The following is a 15,576-nucleotide window of genomic DNA, read 5'->3' as shown; positions in this document are numbered from 1 at the left end:
GCAAATGACCGAACAAAGGCTTCCCATGAGTGAAGATGCACAAGATGTCGTACTGATCGTCGAAGACGACGAATCCATTATGTTCGTGCTGGGTGAATACCTGGCCGGCCTGGGTTACCGGGTATTGAAGGCCATCGATGGGGAGCAGGCGTTTGAAATCCTCGCAACCAAGCCACACTTGGACCTGATGGTCACAGATTATCGCCTGCCTGGGGGAATCTCCGGGGTGCAGATCGCCGAGCCGGCGATCAAATTGCGGCCGGAGTTGAAAGTCATCTTTATCAGCGGCTACCCGCAGGAAATCCTCGACTGTAATAGCCCGATCACGCGTAATGCGCCGATTTTGGCCAAGCCGTTTGACCTGGATACGCTGCAAGAGCATATCCAGCGACTTTTAGCTTGAAACAGCCCAAGGCGACAGTGTCCGCATGAGGGGACACTGCTTTAAATCGAACCAACGGATTGCCGCCTAGATCGGCCCGTTCACCCGCGTCACGCCTGAATCATCTCCCTGACCTTCGCCGTTAACAGATCAAAGGTGAATGGCTTGGTGATCAACTGCATTCCCGGGTCGAGGAAACCACCGCGCACGGCGGCGTGTTCGGCATAACCGGTGATGAACAGCACTTTGAGATCCGGGCGTATCTGGCGACCGATTTCTGCCAACTGCCGCCCGTTCATACCGGGCAGGCCGACGTCGCTGATCATCAGGTCAATGCGTTGTTCGGACTCGATAATCGGCAGTGCCGCGTCGGCATCTCCCGCTTCGACAAAGCCGTAGCCCAGCTCCTTCAGTACCGCGCAGACCAATACGCGTACGGCCGGGTCGTCCTCCACGATCAATACCGTTTCACCCGCATTGGCAAAGGGCAGCAACGTCGGGTTGTCGGCCTCCAGCGCAGTGAGCTCGCCCACAAAGCGCGGCAGGAACAGGCTGACGGTGGTGCCTTTGCCCACTTCGCTGTGGATCGTCACATGGCCGTGGGACTGACGGGCAAAGCCGTAGATCATCGATAACCCCAGGCCCGTGCCCTGGCCAATGGGCTTGGTGGTGAAGAACGGATCGAAGACTCGGCCCATCAAGTGTTCCGGAATACCGCAGCCGGTATCACTGATGCTGAGTTCTACATAGTCGCCGGGCTTCAAGGTGCCGTAGGCCGCCGTGAAAACGCTGTCCAGATGGCGGTTGGTGGTGTCAACCAGCAGTTTGCCGCCGCCGGGCATGGCATCCCGCGCGTTGATCACTAGGTTGAGCAGAGCACTTTCCAGTTGATTGGGGTCGGCTTCGGCGGTCCATAAGCCATCAGTCAGGTGCATGTCGAGGTCGATGCTTTCGTTGATGCTGCGTTGCAATAACTCTCCCATGGAAGCGACCAGTTGGTTGATATCCACCGGTTTGGAATCCAGCGATTGGCGACGCGAGAACGCCAGCAAACGATGGGTGAGGCCGGCAGCGCGGTTGGCGGACGTCACCCCCAAATCAATCAGGCTATCGAGGTCATCCAGCTTGCCCCGCGATACGCGCCTTCGCAGCAGCTCCAGGCTGCCGATGATCCCCGTCAGCATGTTGTTGAAGTCATGGGCGATACCGCCGGTCAACTGTCCGACCGCTTCCATTTTCTGCGATTGGCGTAATGCCTCTTCGTTGCTGCGCAGTTGGGCCGTGCGTTCCTCGACTTGTTGTTCGAGGGTTTCCAGGGTGCGTTGCAGGCGCAGTTCGCTTTCGCTCAGGTCCACCAGGCGGTCGCGGGCTTCGTATTGCCGGCGTCGACCACGCAGGGCGGCGCTGACCAGGCTGATCAGCGTCACCGGATGGAAAGGCCGCTCCAGGAAGGTCACGTTGCCCAGCAACCCGCTCAGGTGCGAGGAGCCATTCTGTTCGCTGCCGCCGTGGTGGGTCATCAGCACAATCGGCAGGTCTGACCAGGCCGGCTGCTGATGCAGGTGATCCAGCAGCGGTTCGAGGTCGACCCCGCGCAAGGCTTCAGCGGCGATCACCAGCAGGCCGGCACCGTGCTCCAAGGCGTCGCAGAGCATGTTCAGGTTGCTGGCTACCATACCGCTGTAGCCGGCTTCGTTGAGCATCATCAGCGCCAGAGAACCATCGCGCCCCAAGGGTGCGAGGATGATTGCGCGCTCGGAGAGGGGGGAAAAACCGCTCACTATCCCTCTTCCTTGAGCAAGGGTGAGCCGGAGCCTGTGAAGATCGGAATACCGCGCAATACACCCTGGAAGTTGTCGAGGGGCTCGCCCACGGTCATGCCGCCGCTGCCGATACGGTATTCGCGGATCGTCGATTCATGGGAGCCGGTACGTTTCTTGATGATCGAGATGGCCCGACGCACTTTGCCCAATGCTTCGAAGTAACGCAGCAGAATGACCGTGTCGGCCAGGTAGGTGATGTCCACGGGGGTCTGCATATCGCCGACCAGCCCGTGTTGAGCGACGGTCATGAACGTGGCGGCGCCCCGGCGGTTGAGGTACAGCAGCAGTTCATGCATATGCAGGATCAGCGCGTTTTCTTCCGGCATGGCAGCCTGATAGCCGTTGATGCTGTCGATGACCACGGTTTTGATGCCACGTTCATCCACGCAGCGGCGCACGCGGTGCGAAAACTCGCCCGGCGACAGCTCCGCTGCGTCGACCTGCTCGATCAGCAGGTTGCCGGTGGCTTGCATCGCGGCGAGGTCGATGCCCATGTTTTTCATGCGTTCGAACAATAGCCCCAGCTCTTCATCGAAGATGAACAGTGCGGCTTTTTCGCCACGTGCGACCGCCGCGGCGGCGAAGATCATCGAGATCAATGACTTGCCGGTCCCAGCAGGGCCGAGGATCAAGCTGCTGGAGCCGGTTTCCACGCCGCCGCCCATCAACGCATCCATCTCCGCAATACCGCTGCTCAAGGTCTCGCGGATGTAGCCACCGCGATGTTCGGCTGCCACCAGGCGCGGGAACACGTGGATGCCATCGCCCATGATGGTGAAATCGTGGAAGCCACCTCGGTATTTCTGGCCACGGTACTTCACCACGCGTATACGGCGCCGCTCAGCGCCATAGGTGGGCGTCAGCTCTTCCAGGCGAATCACGCCGTGGGCCACGCTGTGTACGGTTTTATCCAGGGATTCGGTGGTCAGGTCATCCAGCAGCAGCACCGTGGCGTCATAGCGTACGAAGTAATGCTTGATCGCCAGGATCTGCCGGCGATAGCGCAGCGAGCTTTGTGCCAGGAGCCGGATCTCCGACAGGCTGTCGATGACTACGCGGGTCGGCTTGACTCGCTCGACCACTTCAAAAATCTGCCGGGTGGCTTCCCCCAGTTCAAGGTCGGAGGAATACAGCAGGCTCTGCTGGTGCTCGGCGTTGAGCAGGCTTTCCGGCGGGGTCAGTTCGAAGATATGGATATGGTCGTCGAGTTCCCACCCATGGGATTTGGCGCCCTGGCGCAACTCGCGCTCGGTCTCTGACAGGGTGATATACAAACACCGCTCGCCGTTGTGTGCCCCCGCTTGCAGGAAGTGCAGCGCCACGGTGGTTTTGCCGGTGCCGGGTTCGCCTTCCAGCAAGAACAGATGGCTGCGTGAGAGTCCCCCGGAAAGAATGTCATCAAGACCTTCGATACCGGTGGCCGCCTTTTCACTGAACAGCTCTTTGGATGTAGACAAGAAGTGCCCTCGGGTCACGTACAAGTAGAAGGGGCGCCGCCTCAGGGCGCGCCATAAACTCTTGACCGTGGTGGCGTGTGGCGGTTCAACCCATTGTATTAGTTTGTCCGTTTCGCAGGTTTATGCAGGCCTGGTATCAAAGACCTTGTTGCAAGGCCGGGTCGTCTGGGTTCTGTTGCTCAAGTTGGGCCAGCAGTACCTGCACATTTTGCAATTGGCCGCTTTCCTTCCAGTAATTGACCAGCAACACCCGCGCCTTGCGGTTGGCAGGGTGGCGCTGGATGATTTCTTCCAACTGGCGCTGGGCGGCCTCGAGCTCCTGCTGGGCATGCAGGGTGGTGGCGAGGTCGTAGCGGTAATCCTGATTGTCGGGTTCCAGCTCCACGGCCTTGGACAGGCCGAGCAGCGCATAAGGGCGCTCGCCGTGGTGCAGCAGCCACATGCCCAGGGCGTGTTGCAGGTAGGCGGACTCAGGGTGCGCCGCCAATTGGCGAGCCAGCAACTGGCGCGATTCGTCGGTCTTGCCTTGTTTGTCCAGCAGCTCAATTTGCGCGACTACGGCCTGCAGGTTGTCCGGCTGCAAGCGCATCGCCTGTTCCAGGGCGTTTTGTGCCTCCGGCAGCAACGCGCTGTGGATGTACAGCCGCGCCAGTTGAATCCAGCTTTCAGCCGTTTCAGGCTGAGCCTTGAGCGTTTTCACGAATTCATCGAGCACTTGCTGCAATGGCCCGAAATACAGGCCCAGGGTGTCCGGCGAGAGCCCCAGCAAGGCGTTGGCGGCGGCAAAGCGCACGCTTTGCTCGGCGTCCTCCAGGAGTGGCCCGAGCAACAGGGTGCGCTGGCCGGTGGGCACCAGGCCGACAATGCTGCGAATCGCCGCCTCACGAACCCGTGGCGATTCATTGGCGAGGTCCTTGTCGGCCAATTTCAAGGCCTGGGGGCTGGGGTAGTTGGGCAATTCGGCATGCAGCGCGGCGCGACGTTCGTCGGACAGGTCTGGCCGGGCCAACTGCTGATACAGCACGCGGGCCGCCCCCGGTTCGCCGTTGTGCGCCTGTTTCAGGGCCTTGGAATAACCGTGGGCGATGGCAGGGGGCACCGCGACCGGGGTGGCGCGTGAGAAATACCAGGTGATCAGCACAATCAACAACAGGGCGCACAGGCCGACGATGGAGTAACGGCGTGACTTTGACATGCAGGCGTCCGAAAGCTTGGGCAGCTATTACAAAGCGCTCAGCTTCGGTCAGACCAGGGCGAGTGTCAAACCGGCATCAGGTCAGCACGTAGTCCACCGGCTCCAGGGCAGGGGGAAGGTCGGTTGCACCGAGGGCGGCGAGGACCTCTCGCTCCAGGGTGCGCACGATGGCGTTGCAGGGCAGGTCGTTCTCGTCGAAGCCGAACGGGTCTTCCAGGTCGTCACCGATTTCATCCAGGCCGAAGAAGGTGTAGCTGACGATGGCGGTGAACACCGGCGTCAGCCAGCCCAGCGGTTCGGCCATGGCGAATGGCAAGAGAATGCAGAACAGGTAAATGGTGCGATGCAGCAGCAGCGTGTAGGGAAAGGGCAGGGGCGTGGCCTTGATCCGCTCGCAGGAAGCCTGTACCTGGCAGAGGCTGACCAGGCGGGTTTCGAGCTGGGTGTAGCGCCATTCACTGATCACGCCGTGTTCGGCCAGCGTGGAAAACCGCGCGCCCAGCTGTTGCAGGACCTGGTCGGGAAGATTGGGATGGGCCGCCGGCACCCCGATCCAGGGCTTGATCGCCTGGGCTTCATCCTCCAGGCGCAGGCGCGCGATCAAACCGTGGGCAAAACCGCACAAGCCGCGCAACAGGCTTGCCCGTTCCAGTGGGTCGCCGAGCACCTGGGTTTCACGTATCAACGAGCGCACATCAATGAGCATCTGCCCCAACTGCTTGCGACCTTCCCACCAGCGGTCGTAGCAGGCGTTGTTGCGAAAGCTCATGAAGATCGATAGCGACAGCCCCAGCAGCGTGAACGGCGTGGCGTTGACCTTGGAGAAATAGGCGGGGTGCAGGGTTTCCACCAGCACGATCACCGAGGCCAGCAATGTCACCAGCAGGCTGCGCAGGGCGATGCGCTTGGCAATCGAGCCCTTGAGGGAAAACAGGATGCCCAGGAGGTTGGGTTTGGGGCGAACGATCATCGCAAGGGGGCTTCTTAGGTGGCGCAGGCCATCAGGTTAGAAGCTGGCGGGCGAACCGTCCAATCGCTTGGGCCGACCGGCTGATCGGTGGGGTCTATGATGAAAGGACATTGGCCAAACCAGTCAGCCAGGTTGATGGCTTTGACCATTGCTGCTGCAACGCTCTAGAGCGACTATTTCACGGGTTCCGTTTACGTCCTGAAAATAAAAATACAGAAGGATTTAAAGCGATGCGTGAGTATTTGGCTGCCACCACCGAGTTTGATTACCAGCACACCGTAGATGCCGCCTTGGCTGGCAACCTGCAGGGCCTGAATGCCTGTGTTGAATGTTGCGACCGCCATGCCTTGCCGGGGCGTATCGCGTTGTTCTGGGAGGGCAAGGACGGGCGTAGCGCCACGTCCACCTTCAGCGAGTTGCAGGACCAGGCGGCACGCTTCGCCAACTTCCTGCTGGCTCAGGGCGTCAAGCGTGGCGACAAGGTCGCCGGCCTGTTGCCACGCACCGCCGAGTTGCTGGTGGTGGTGTTCGCCACCTGGCGTATCGGTGCGGTCTATCAACCGCTGTTTACGGCCTTTGGCCCCAAGGCCATTGAACACCGCTTGAACAGTTCCGGCGCTGCCCTGGTGGTCACCGATGCGGTGAATCGGCCCAAGCTCGCGGAGGTTCAGGGCTGCCCGACCATCGTCACGGTCACCGGCCCTAAAGGTGAAGGTCTGGTACGGGGCGATTTCAGCTTCTGGGCCGAGTTGCCCAACTATTCCAAGCTCTGCGAGCCGGTGCTGCTGGACGCCGAAGAGCCGTTCCTGCTGATGTTCACCTCGGGCACCACCGGGCCATCGAAAGCCTTGTCGGTACCGCTCAAGGCCATCGTTGCGTTCCAGAGCTATACCCGTGATGCGGTCGACCTGCGTCCTGAAGACGCGTTCTGGAACGTCGCCGACCCGGGCTGGGCCTACGGCATCTATTTCGGCGTGACCGGGCCGTTGTCCATGGGCCATCCGATCACCTTCTACGACGGCCCGTTCACCCTGGAAAGCACCTGCCGGGTCATCAATAAATACGGGATCACCAACCTCACCGGTTCGCCGACGGCCTATCGCCTGTTGATTGCCGGGGGCGAGCAGTTCGCCCGTTCGATCAAGGGCAAGCTGCGTATTGTCAGCAGCGCCGGCGAACCGTTGAACCCGGAAGTGATCCGCTGGTTTGCCGACAACCTGGGCGTCACCATCCACGACCACTACGGCCAGACTGAACTGGGCATGGTGCTGTGCAACCATCATGGCCTGGCGCATCCGGTACACATCGGCTCGGCTGGGTTTGCTTCGCCGGGGCATCGCATCGTGGTGCTGGATGACGATTACCAGGAGCTGCCCGCCGGCCAACCGGGCATTCTCGCCATTGACCGCGAGCAATCGCCGATGTGCTGGTTCGCCGGCTACGACGGGGTGAAGACCAAGGCGTTCGTCGGTAAGTACTACCTCAGTGGCGACACGGTCGAATTGAACCCGGACGGCAGCATCAGCTTTGTGGGGCGCAGTGATGATGTGATCACCACCTCCGGCTATCGGGTCGGCCCCTTCGACGTGGAAAGCGCGCTGGTTGAACACCCGGCCGTGGTCGAAGCCGCCGTGGTCGGCAAGCCCGACCCGGAGCGCACCGAGCTGGTGAAAGCCTTTGTGGTGATCAACGAGCAATACCGAGCGACCCCGGAGCTGGCCGAAGAGCTGCGTCTGCATGTGCGCAAGCGCCTGGCCGCGCATGCCTACCCGCGGGAAATCGAATTTGTCAGCGACTTGCCCAAGACTCCGAGCGGCAAGCTGCAACGTTTTATCTTGCGTAACCAGGAAATCGCCAAGGCCCAAGCGGCGTTGGCGTGATCCACCTCTCAAGGAAACAATGATGCAGATTGAAAACAAGGTTTTTCTGGTCAGCGGCGGCGCTTCGGGCCTCGGCGCGGCCACGGCCGAGATGCTGATCGCGGCCGGTGCCAAGGTCATGCTGGTGGACCTGAACGCCGAAGCCGTCGCCGCCAAGGCCCGGCAACTGGGTGACAACGCCCGCAGCGCCGTGGCGGATATCAGCCAGGAAGCCGCCGCCGAAGCCGCCGTAAAGGCCGCCGTGGCTGCCTTTGGTGGTCTGCATGGCCTGGTTAACTGCGCCGGCGTGGTGCGTGGCGAGAAAATCCTCGGCAAGAACGGTCCCCACGCGTTGGCCAGCTTCGCCCAGGTGATCAACGTCAACCTGATCGGCAGCTTCAACCTGCTGCGCCTGGCCGCGGCGGCCATCGCCGAAACCGAAGCCAATGCCGAGGGCGAACGCGGGGTGATCATCAACACCGCGTCGGTCGCAGCGTTTGACGGGCAGATCGGCCAGGCGGCGTATGCGGCTTCCAAAGGCGCGATCGCCAGCCTGACCCTGCCGGCGGCACGGGAACTGGCGCGATTCGGCATTCGCGTGATGACCATCGCCCCGGGCATCTTCGAAACGCCAATGATGGCGGGCATGACCCCGGAAGTCCGCGATTCTCTCGCCGCCGGCGTGCCATTCCCGCCACGCCTGGGCAAACCTGCCGAGTACGCCGCGTTGGTGCGGCACATCATCGAAAACAGCATGCTCAATGGCGAGGTGATCCGTCTCGACGGTGCCTTGCGCATGGCAGCCAAGTGAGGAGGATGCGTCATGAATGATCCCATCGTGATTGTCAGTGCCGCGCGTACGCCCATGGGCGGGTTCCAGGGCGACCTTAAGGGCCTGACCGCGCCGCAACTGGGCGCTGCCGCGATTCGCGCGGTGGTCGAGCGCGCCGGTATCGCCAACGATGCCGTGGATGAGGTGTTGTTCGGCTGTGTACTGCCGGCCGGCCTCGGCCAGGCACCTGCGCGCCAGGCGGCCCTCGGCGCCGGGCTGGACAAGGCCACGCGCTGTACCACCCTCAACAAGATGTGTGGTTCGGGCATGGAAGCGACCATCCTGGCCCATGACTCGCTGTTGGCGGGCAGCGTCGACGTGGTGGTTGCCGGCGGCATGGAAAGCATGTCCAACGCACCGTACCTGCTGGACCGCGCCCGCAGCGGCTACCGCATGGGCCACGGCAAGGTGCTCGACCATATGTTCCTCGACGGCCTGGAAGACGCCTACGACAAGGGCCGCCTGATGGGCACCTTTGCCGAAGATTGCGCCGAGCACAACGGCTTTACCCGTGAAGCCCAGGACGCCTTCGCCATTGCCTCCCTGACCCGTGCGCAGCAGGCCATCACCCAAGGCTGCTTCACCGCCGAGATCGTCCCGGTGCAGGTCACCGTGGGCAAAGAGCAGAAGACCATCCTGCACGACGAGCAACCCCCCAAGGCCAAGCTGGACAAGATCGCCAGCCTGAAGCCGGCCTTCCGCGAAGGCGGCACCGTCACTGCGGCCAACTCCAGTTCGATTTCCGATGGCGCGGCGGCGTTGCTGCTGATGCGTGAGTCCGAGGCGCACAAGCGCGGGCTCAAGCCGTTGGCGGTGATCCACGGGCATGCGGCGTTTGCCGACGAGCCGGGCCTGTTCCCGGTGGCGCCAGTGGGGGCGATTCGCAAGCTGATGAGCAAGACCGGCTGGAACCTGGGCGACGTGGACCTGTTTGAAATCAACGAGGCCTTTGCCGTGGTCAGCCTGGTCACCATGAGCAAGCTGGAGATTCCCCACGACAAGGTCAATATCCATGGCGGCGCCTGCGCCCTGGGCCACCCGATTGGTGCCTCCGGCGCGCGGATCCTGGTGACGCTGCTTTCGGCCCTGCGCCAAAAAGGCCTCAAGCGTGGCGTTGCCGCCATTTGCATCGGCGGTGGTGAAGCCACGGCCATGGCCGTCGAATGCCTGTATTAAGGACTCTGCACCATGCTCCCGAATGACGAACAGCTGCAAATCAGTGACGCGGCCCGGCAATTTGCCCAGGAACGCCTGAAACCGTTCGCCGCCGAATGGGACCGCGAGCACCGCTTTCCCAAGGAAGCCATCGGCGAAATGGCCGAATTGGGCTTTTTCGGCATGCTGGTGCCGGAACAATGGGGCGGTTGCGACACCGGCTACCTGGCCTATGCCATGGCCCTGGAAGAAATCGCCGTAGGTGACGGCGCCTGCTCGACCATCATGAGCGTGCACAACTCCGTCGGTTGCGTGCCGATTCTTACGTTCGGCAACGATCAGCAGAAAGAACAATTCCTCAAACCCCTGGCCAGCGGCGCCATGCTCGGCGCCTTTGCACTCACCGAGCCCCAAGCGGGCTCCGATGCCAGCAGCCTGAAAACCCGGGCGCGCCTGGAAGGCGACCATTACGTGTTGAACGGCTGCAAACAGTTCATCACCTCCGGGCAAAACGCCGGGATCGTGATCGTGTTTGCGGTCACCGACCCCGCCGCGGGCAAGCGCGGGATCAGCGCATTCATCGTGCCGACGAATTCACCGGGCTACACCGTGGCGCGGGTTGAAGACAAGTTGGGGCAGCATGCCTCCGACACCTGCCAGATCCTGTTTGAGGATGTGAAGGTGCCGGTGGCGAATCGCCTGGGCGAGGAGGGCGAAGGCTACCGTATCGCCCTGGCCAACCTTGAGGGCGGTCGCGTCGGTATTGCCTCGCAATCAGTGGGCATGGCCCGCGCAGCGTTCGAAGCGGCGCGCGACTATGCCCGTGAACGCGAAAGCTTTGGCAAAGCCTTGATCGAACACCAGGCCGTGGCGTTCCGCCTGGCGGACATGGCCACGCAAATCGCGGTTGCCCGTCAGATGGTGCATTACGCCGCAGCCCTGCGTGACAGCGGCAAACCGGCCTTGGTCGAGGCGTCCATGGCCAAGCTGTTCGCTTCGGAAATGGCCGAGAAAGTCTGTTCGGCCGCCTTGCAAACCTTGGGCGGTTACGGTTACCTGAGCGACTTCCCCCTGGAGCGGATCTACCGCGATGTGCGGGTCTGCCAGATCTACGAAGGCACCAGCGATATCCAGCGCATGGTCATTTCACGCAATCTTTAAGGAGCCGAAACATGAGTTACGAAACCATCCTGCTCGAAGTCCAGGGCCGTGTCGGACTGATCACCCTCAACCGCCCGCAAGCCCTGAACGCGCTGAACGCGCAACTGGTCAGTGAGCTGAACCTGGCGCTCGACAGCCTGGAAGCCAATCCGGAAATCGGCTGCATCGTGCTCACCGGCTCGAAGAAAGCCTTCGCGGCCGGTGCCGACATCAAGGAAATGGCCGAGCTGACTTACCCCCGGATCTACCTCGATGACCTGTTCAGCGACAGCGACCGCGTGGCCAACCGCCGCAAGCCGATCATCGCCGCAGTCAACGGCTTCGCCCTCGGCGGCGGCTGTGAGCTGGCGCTGATGTGCGACTTTATCCTCGCCGGCGACACTGCCAAGTTCGGCCAGCCGGAAATCAACCTTGGCGTCCTGCCGGGTATGGGCGGAACCCAGCGCCTGACCCGCGCGGTGGGCAAGGCCAAGGCCATGGAAATGTGCCTGACCGGGCGCTTCATCGACGCGGTGGAAGCGGAGCGATGCGGGATTGTCGCGCGTATCGTGCCAGCCGATGAACTGCTGGACGAAGCGCTGAAAGTCGCCACCCTGATCGCCAGCAAGTCGGTACCGATCAGCATGATGGTCAAGGAAAGCGTGAACCGCGCGTTTGAAGTCAGCCTGTCGGAAGGCGTGCGCTTTGAGCGTCGGGTGTTCCACGCAGCGTTCGCCACCCAGGATCAGAAGGAAGGGATGGCGGCGTTCGTGGCCAAGCGCGCGCCAGCGTTCAAGGATAAATAACCCGGTATCCGGAACACCGGGGTTCAAATGGACTTGTTGTGACGAGCGGGCCTAGTGGCGAGCGGGCTTGGTGGCAAGTGGGCCTGTTGTGGCGAGCGGGCTTGCCCCGCGTTGGGCTGCGAAGCAGCCCCAATAAGGCCCTCGCGTTTATTCAGGCCTATTAAATCGTCAGGTTTTGGGGCCGCTTCGCGCCCCAACGCGGGGCAAGCCCGCTCGCCACAACAAGCCTGCTCACCATATCAAGCCGACTTGCCGCATCAAGCCCATTTGCCGCATCAAGTCCACTTGCCACATCAAGCCCCCTCCCACAGCCGTTTCAATCAAAGCTGGTAATTCTTGAGCTCTCGGGCAATCACCATCCGCTGGATCTCGCTGGTGCCTTCGTAAATCTGCGTGATCCGCGCATCCCGGTAGTAACGCTCCACCGGGTAATCCTCCAGGTACCCATACCCTCCATGAATCTGCATGGCCGAGGAGCAGACCTTTTCAGCCATTTCCGAGGCGAACAGCTTGGCCTGGGACGCCTCAGACAAGCAGGGCTTGCCGGCACTGCGCAGGCGCGCGGCGTGCAGGATCAGCAGGCGCGCGGCATTCAGCCGGGTTTGCATATCGGCCAACAGGTTGGCGACGCTCTGGTGCTCGATGATTGCCTTATCGAACTGCACGCGGTCACGGGCATAGGCCAGCGCCGCTTCAAAGGCGGCACGGGCGATGCCCAGGGCCTGGGCGGCGATGCCAATACGGCCACCTTCGAGGTTGGACAGGGCAATTGCCAGGCCTTTGCCGCGCTCACCCAGCAGGTTGGCCTCGGGGACTGTGCATTGGTTGAGGGTGACGGCGCAGGTGTCGGACGCGCGAATGCCCATCTTGTGTTCGGTACGGTCCACCACGAACCCGGGCGTATCGGTGGGCACCAGGAAGGCGGAGATGCCTTTCTTGCCCAGTTCGGGGTCGGTGACGGCGAACACAATGGCCAGCTTGGCGCGCTTGCCGTTGCTGACAAACTGCTTGGCGCCGTTGATCACCCACTGGCCGTCGCGCAATTCGGCGCGGGTACGCAGGTTATGGGCTTCGGACCCCGCCTGGGGTTCGGTCAGGCAAAAGCAGCCGATGGCCTGGCCGCTGGCGAGGTCCGCCAGCCAGGTTTGTTTCTGTTCGGTGGTGCCGTAGTTGAGGATAGGCCCGCAACCCACTGAATTATGGATACTCATCAGTGCGCCCGTGGCGCCGTCACCGGCGGAAATTTCTTCCACCGCCAAGGCATAGGCCACGTAATCGACGTAGGTGCCGCCCCATTCTTCCGGCACGACCATGCCCAGCAGGCCCAGCTCGCCCATCTTGGCGACCAGGGCATCATCGATCCAACCGGCTTTTTCCCAGGCCTGGGCGTGTGGGGCGATTTCGCCATGGGCAAAGTCGCGTGCCATGTCACGAATCATGACTTGTTCTTCAGTGTATTCAATATCTTGCATGGCTTAGTTCGCAACCTGCTTGAAGGTGTGGAAGAAGCTCTCGACATGGTTGGCATTCAACTCATGGAGCGTCGGCGGATTCCAACGTGGGGTTTTGTCCTTGTCGATAATCAGGGCGCGCACGCCTTCGATCAGGTCGCCACGCTCGAACCATTGGCGGTCCAGGTGCAGCTCCAGGGCAAAGCACTGTTCCAGGGGGAGACGGCGACCGCGCCGCAGCATTTGCAAGGTCACCGCCATGGCCAGCGGCGAGCGGGTTTTCATCAGGTTGGCGGTGGTCATGGCCCATTCATGGCTGTCAGCCACGGTGACTTCCTGCAACTGTTCGACCATGCTCGGTACGTCCGGCAGTGCAAAGAAATGATCGATAGGCGAGCGTAAGGCCGCGAGCGGCGCGTCGGGCAGTTGCTGTACGGCCAGTTTGGCAAGTACGCCTTGCAGGTCCTTGAGTGGGGAGTCCTGCCATGCCAGGCGATCGAGTTTCTGGTCGAGGTCGGCCAGCCTGGTGCTGTCCAGGTACCAATCCGCCAGCCCGCAGTACAGCGCGTCAGCCGCGCGAATCTGCACGCCGGTGACGCCCAGGTAGATACCCAGCTCGCCTGGGATGCGCGGCAGGAAATAACTGCCGCCCACGTCAGGGAAATAACCGATAGCCACTTCCGGCATCGCCAGGCGACTGCGTTCGGTGACGACGCGCAGATCCGCGCCTTGCACCAGGCCCATGCCGCCGCCAAGGACAAACCCGTCCATCAGGGCCAGTACGGGTTTGCGGTAATGGTGGATGGCCAGGTCGAGGGCGTATTCCTCGACGAAAAAATCCTCGTGCAGCGTGTCGCCGTTCTTGAAGCTGTCGTAGAGGGAACGGATATCGCCACCGGCGCAGAAGGCTTTTTCGCCGGCACCGCGCAGTACCACGGCGTAGACCTGAGGGTCATCGGCCCAGGCCTGCAGCTGGCGAGACAGGCTGCGGACCATGTCCAGGGTGATGGCGTTTAAGCCGGCAGGGCGATTGAGGGTGAGGTGGCCAATATGGTTACGCACTTGGGCCAGTACTTCGTGCTGCAGATTATCGGTATGGCTTGCTTCGGATGAAACCTGAGCAGTCATCTGTAACTCCCTGCTTTTATTGTTCTTTATCTAGATGTTTGCGGATGAACCATCTCGCGATCCTACCAGTGCAAATTTGCCCAGTACAACCCGGAATCCTGCAGGTCGTTTTTGCATTTATGCAGAAGTGCCGCTCAGGCTGGGGGCGGGTCGAAAAAGCCTGCCAGGGCCTCGGCACAGAGCAGCACGGCACGCCGGGCACTGACCTCAGTGGCAGGATAGTTGATAAAGCCATGAGGCATGCCGGTGTATTCCTTGTGTTGCACCGGCACGCCCGCCCGTTTCAAGCCACGTGCAAAGGCGCGCCCTTCATCGCGCAAGAGGTCGCAGCCGGCGGTAATGATCAGGGCTGCGGGCAACCCTTGCAGCGAGGTATCGCGCGCCGGCGAAAGCCAGGGATGCCCCAGGGGAATACCGGGCGGTACGTACTGGTCGAGGTACCAGTCCATCAGTTCGGCTGTCAGGCCAAACCCGTTGGCAAAGTTCCTGCGGGAGCGGTTGCGCGCCAGGCAGTCGAGCACTGGGTACAGCAACAGTTGGAAACCGATGGGCGGGGCGCCCAGGTCCCTGGCCATTTGGCAGATCACCGCCGCCAACCCACCACCCGATCCGCCCCCGGCGACCGCGATGCGCTGCGGATCCAGCCCAAGGGACGCACCGTTGCGGGCGATCCAGGAAGTGGCGGTATAGCAGCTCTTCACCGCCGCGGGAAAGCGGTGTTCCGGTGGGCGGGGGTAATCCACCGCCACCACGGCGCAACCTGCCCACTCACTCATGACCCGGCAAAAGCTGTCGTGGGTGTCCAGGTCCCCGGTGACCCAACCGCCACCGTGGAAGTACATCAGCACCGGCGCCGGGGCAGGGCGCGCGGGGCGGTACAGGCGCACCCCCACTGGTCGTCCCTCGGTCGCCAAGGTCAGGTCGCTGACGTCCATGACCACGGCATCGCGTACCTCCTTGCGTGCTTGTTCCGGGGTCATGGTGTCGCCGCCTGTGCCTGGGCTTCGATTTCCACCAGATATTCCGGACCGATCAGCGCGCAGACGCCCAGCAACATGGTGGTCGGTTCGCAGCCATCAAAAAACGCTTTATGGGCCTTGGCGATTTCCGGCCACCAATTCACGTTGGTGGTGTACATGCGCGTGGCAATTATTCGGGTACGGTCCGTGCCCAACTGCTGGAGCGCCGCTTCGATGATCTCCAGGCAGCGCCGGGTCTGCAGGTACACGTCGTTTGGGGCGTAGGGGTTGCCGTCTTCGTCAAAGGCCACTGTGCCACTGGTGACAATGATGTTACCGGCCCGCAACGCGCGGCAGTAGCCACCGGCCTTTTCCCATTTCGCCGCTGAGAAGCAGCGCTGAATCGGATCGTTGTTCAT

14 protein-coding genes are annotated in these 15,576 nt (G+C 61.9%); 6 read left to right on the top strand and 8 right to left on the bottom strand.

What is annotated here, in order from left to right:
* The first annotated feature begins 25 nt into the window (after positions 1 to 25).
* The gene (locus A7317_RS13340) at positions 26 to 403 is read left to right on the top strand and encodes a response regulator (RefSeq protein ID WP_003217591.1); all 378 of its coding nucleotides are present in this window, start codon (positions 26 to 28) and stop codon (positions 401 to 403) included.
* A gap of 89 nt (positions 404 to 492) precedes the next feature.
* Here the strand turns inward: A7317_RS13340 and A7317_RS13335 are convergent, their stop codons facing one another.
* The 4 genes from A7317_RS13335 to A7317_RS13320 all read right to left on the bottom strand — a co-directional run bounded on the left by A7317_RS13335 (position 493) and on the right by A7317_RS13320 (position 5,827).
* Positions 493 to 2,163 (bottom strand): ATP-binding protein, encoded by a 1,671-nt coding sequence (locus tag A7317_RS13335; RefSeq protein ID WP_024075383.1) that lies wholly within the window; start codon positions 2,161 to 2,163, stop codon positions 493 to 495.
* Complete coding sequence (locus A7317_RS13330; protein ID WP_069077398.1) at positions 2,163 to 3,662, bottom strand: ATPase domain-containing protein; 1,500 nt, start codon at positions 3,660 to 3,662, stop codon at positions 2,163 to 2,165. Before A7317_RS13330 ends, A7317_RS13335 begins: the two co-directional genes overlap by 1 nt.
* A 136-nt stretch (positions 3,663 to 3,798) precedes the next feature.
* A complete protein-coding gene (locus A7317_RS13325; RefSeq protein ID WP_024075385.1) occupies positions 3,799 to 4,857 on the bottom strand; it encodes a tetratricopeptide repeat protein in 1,059 nt (352 codons plus the stop codon).
* 76 nt (positions 4,858 to 4,933) lie between these two features.
* Positions 4,934 to 5,827 (bottom strand): bestrophin family protein, encoded by an 894-nt coding sequence (locus A7317_RS13320; protein ID WP_024075386.1) that lies wholly within the window; start codon positions 5,825 to 5,827, stop codon positions 4,934 to 4,936.
* A 230-nt stretch (positions 5,828 to 6,057) separates the two neighbouring features.
* On the opposite strand from A7317_RS13320, the gene A7317_RS13315 reads away from it, so the two are divergent.
* The 5 genes from A7317_RS13315 to A7317_RS13295 are packed head-to-tail and all read left to right on the top strand — an operon-like array spanning position 6,058 to position 11,619.
* Positions 6,058 to 7,707, top strand: a complete 1,650-nt coding sequence (locus A7317_RS13315; protein ID WP_024075388.1) for an AMP-binding protein — start codon at positions 6,058 to 6,060, stop codon at positions 7,705 to 7,707.
* 22 nt (positions 7,708 to 7,729) lie between these two features.
* Positions 7,730 to 8,497, top strand: a complete 768-nt coding sequence (locus tag A7317_RS13310) for an SDR family NAD(P)-dependent oxidoreductase (protein WP_024075389.1) — start codon at positions 7,730 to 7,732, stop codon at positions 8,495 to 8,497.
* A gap of 12 nt (positions 8,498 to 8,509) precedes the next feature.
* Entirely contained in the window at positions 8,510 to 9,694 is a 1,185-nt protein-coding gene (locus A7317_RS13305) for an acetyl-CoA C-acyltransferase (protein WP_069076021.1), read from the top strand.
* Between the two features lie 12 nt (positions 9,695 to 9,706).
* Positions 9,707 to 10,834, top strand: coding sequence for an acyl-CoA dehydrogenase (locus tag A7317_RS13300; RefSeq protein ID WP_069076020.1), 1,128 nt, complete (start codon positions 9,707 to 9,709; stop codon positions 10,832 to 10,834).
* Positions 10,835 to 10,845: 11 nt separating this feature from the next.
* Positions 10,846 to 11,619, top strand: a complete 774-nt coding sequence (locus tag A7317_RS13295; RefSeq protein WP_069076019.1) for an enoyl-CoA hydratase — start codon at positions 10,846 to 10,848, stop codon at positions 11,617 to 11,619.
* A gap of 320 nt (positions 11,620 to 11,939) precedes the next feature.
* Here A7317_RS13295 and A7317_RS13290 read toward each other — a convergent pair whose 3' ends face one another.
* From A7317_RS13290 to A7317_RS13275, 4 genes are all read right to left on the bottom strand, one after another.
* The gene (locus A7317_RS13290; protein ID WP_069076018.1) at positions 11,940 to 13,091 is read right to left on the bottom strand and encodes an acyl-CoA dehydrogenase family protein; all 1,152 of its coding nucleotides are present in this window, start codon (positions 13,089 to 13,091) and stop codon (positions 11,940 to 11,942) included.
* A 3-nt stretch (positions 13,092 to 13,094) separates the two neighbouring features.
* Positions 13,095 to 14,198 carry an enoyl-CoA hydratase/isomerase family protein gene (locus A7317_RS13285; RefSeq protein WP_069076017.1) on the bottom strand — a complete coding sequence of 368 codons (1,104 nt, stop codon included), beginning with the start codon at positions 14,196 to 14,198 and terminating at the stop codon, positions 13,095 to 13,097.
* Positions 14,199 to 14,332: 134 nt separating this feature from the next.
* Positions 14,333 to 15,178 carry an alpha/beta hydrolase gene (locus A7317_RS13280; protein ID WP_069076016.1) on the bottom strand — a complete coding sequence of 282 codons (846 nt, stop codon included), beginning with the start codon at positions 15,176 to 15,178 and terminating at the stop codon, positions 14,333 to 14,335.
* Positions 15,175 to 15,576, bottom strand: a complete 402-nt coding sequence (locus A7317_RS13275; protein ID WP_024075396.1) for a RidA family protein — start codon at positions 15,574 to 15,576, stop codon at positions 15,175 to 15,177. The genes A7317_RS13280 and A7317_RS13275 overlap by 4 nt, the downstream gene beginning before the upstream one ends.

The sequence above is a fragment of the Pseudomonas fluorescens genome (genome assembly GCF_001708445.1).
Lineage (GTDB): Bacteria > Pseudomonadota > Gammaproteobacteria > Pseudomonadales > Pseudomonadaceae > Aquipseudomonas > Aquipseudomonas gorinensis.
Note: the sequence above shows the minus strand (reverse complement) of the source record. Positions and strands in the feature narration are given on the sequence as shown.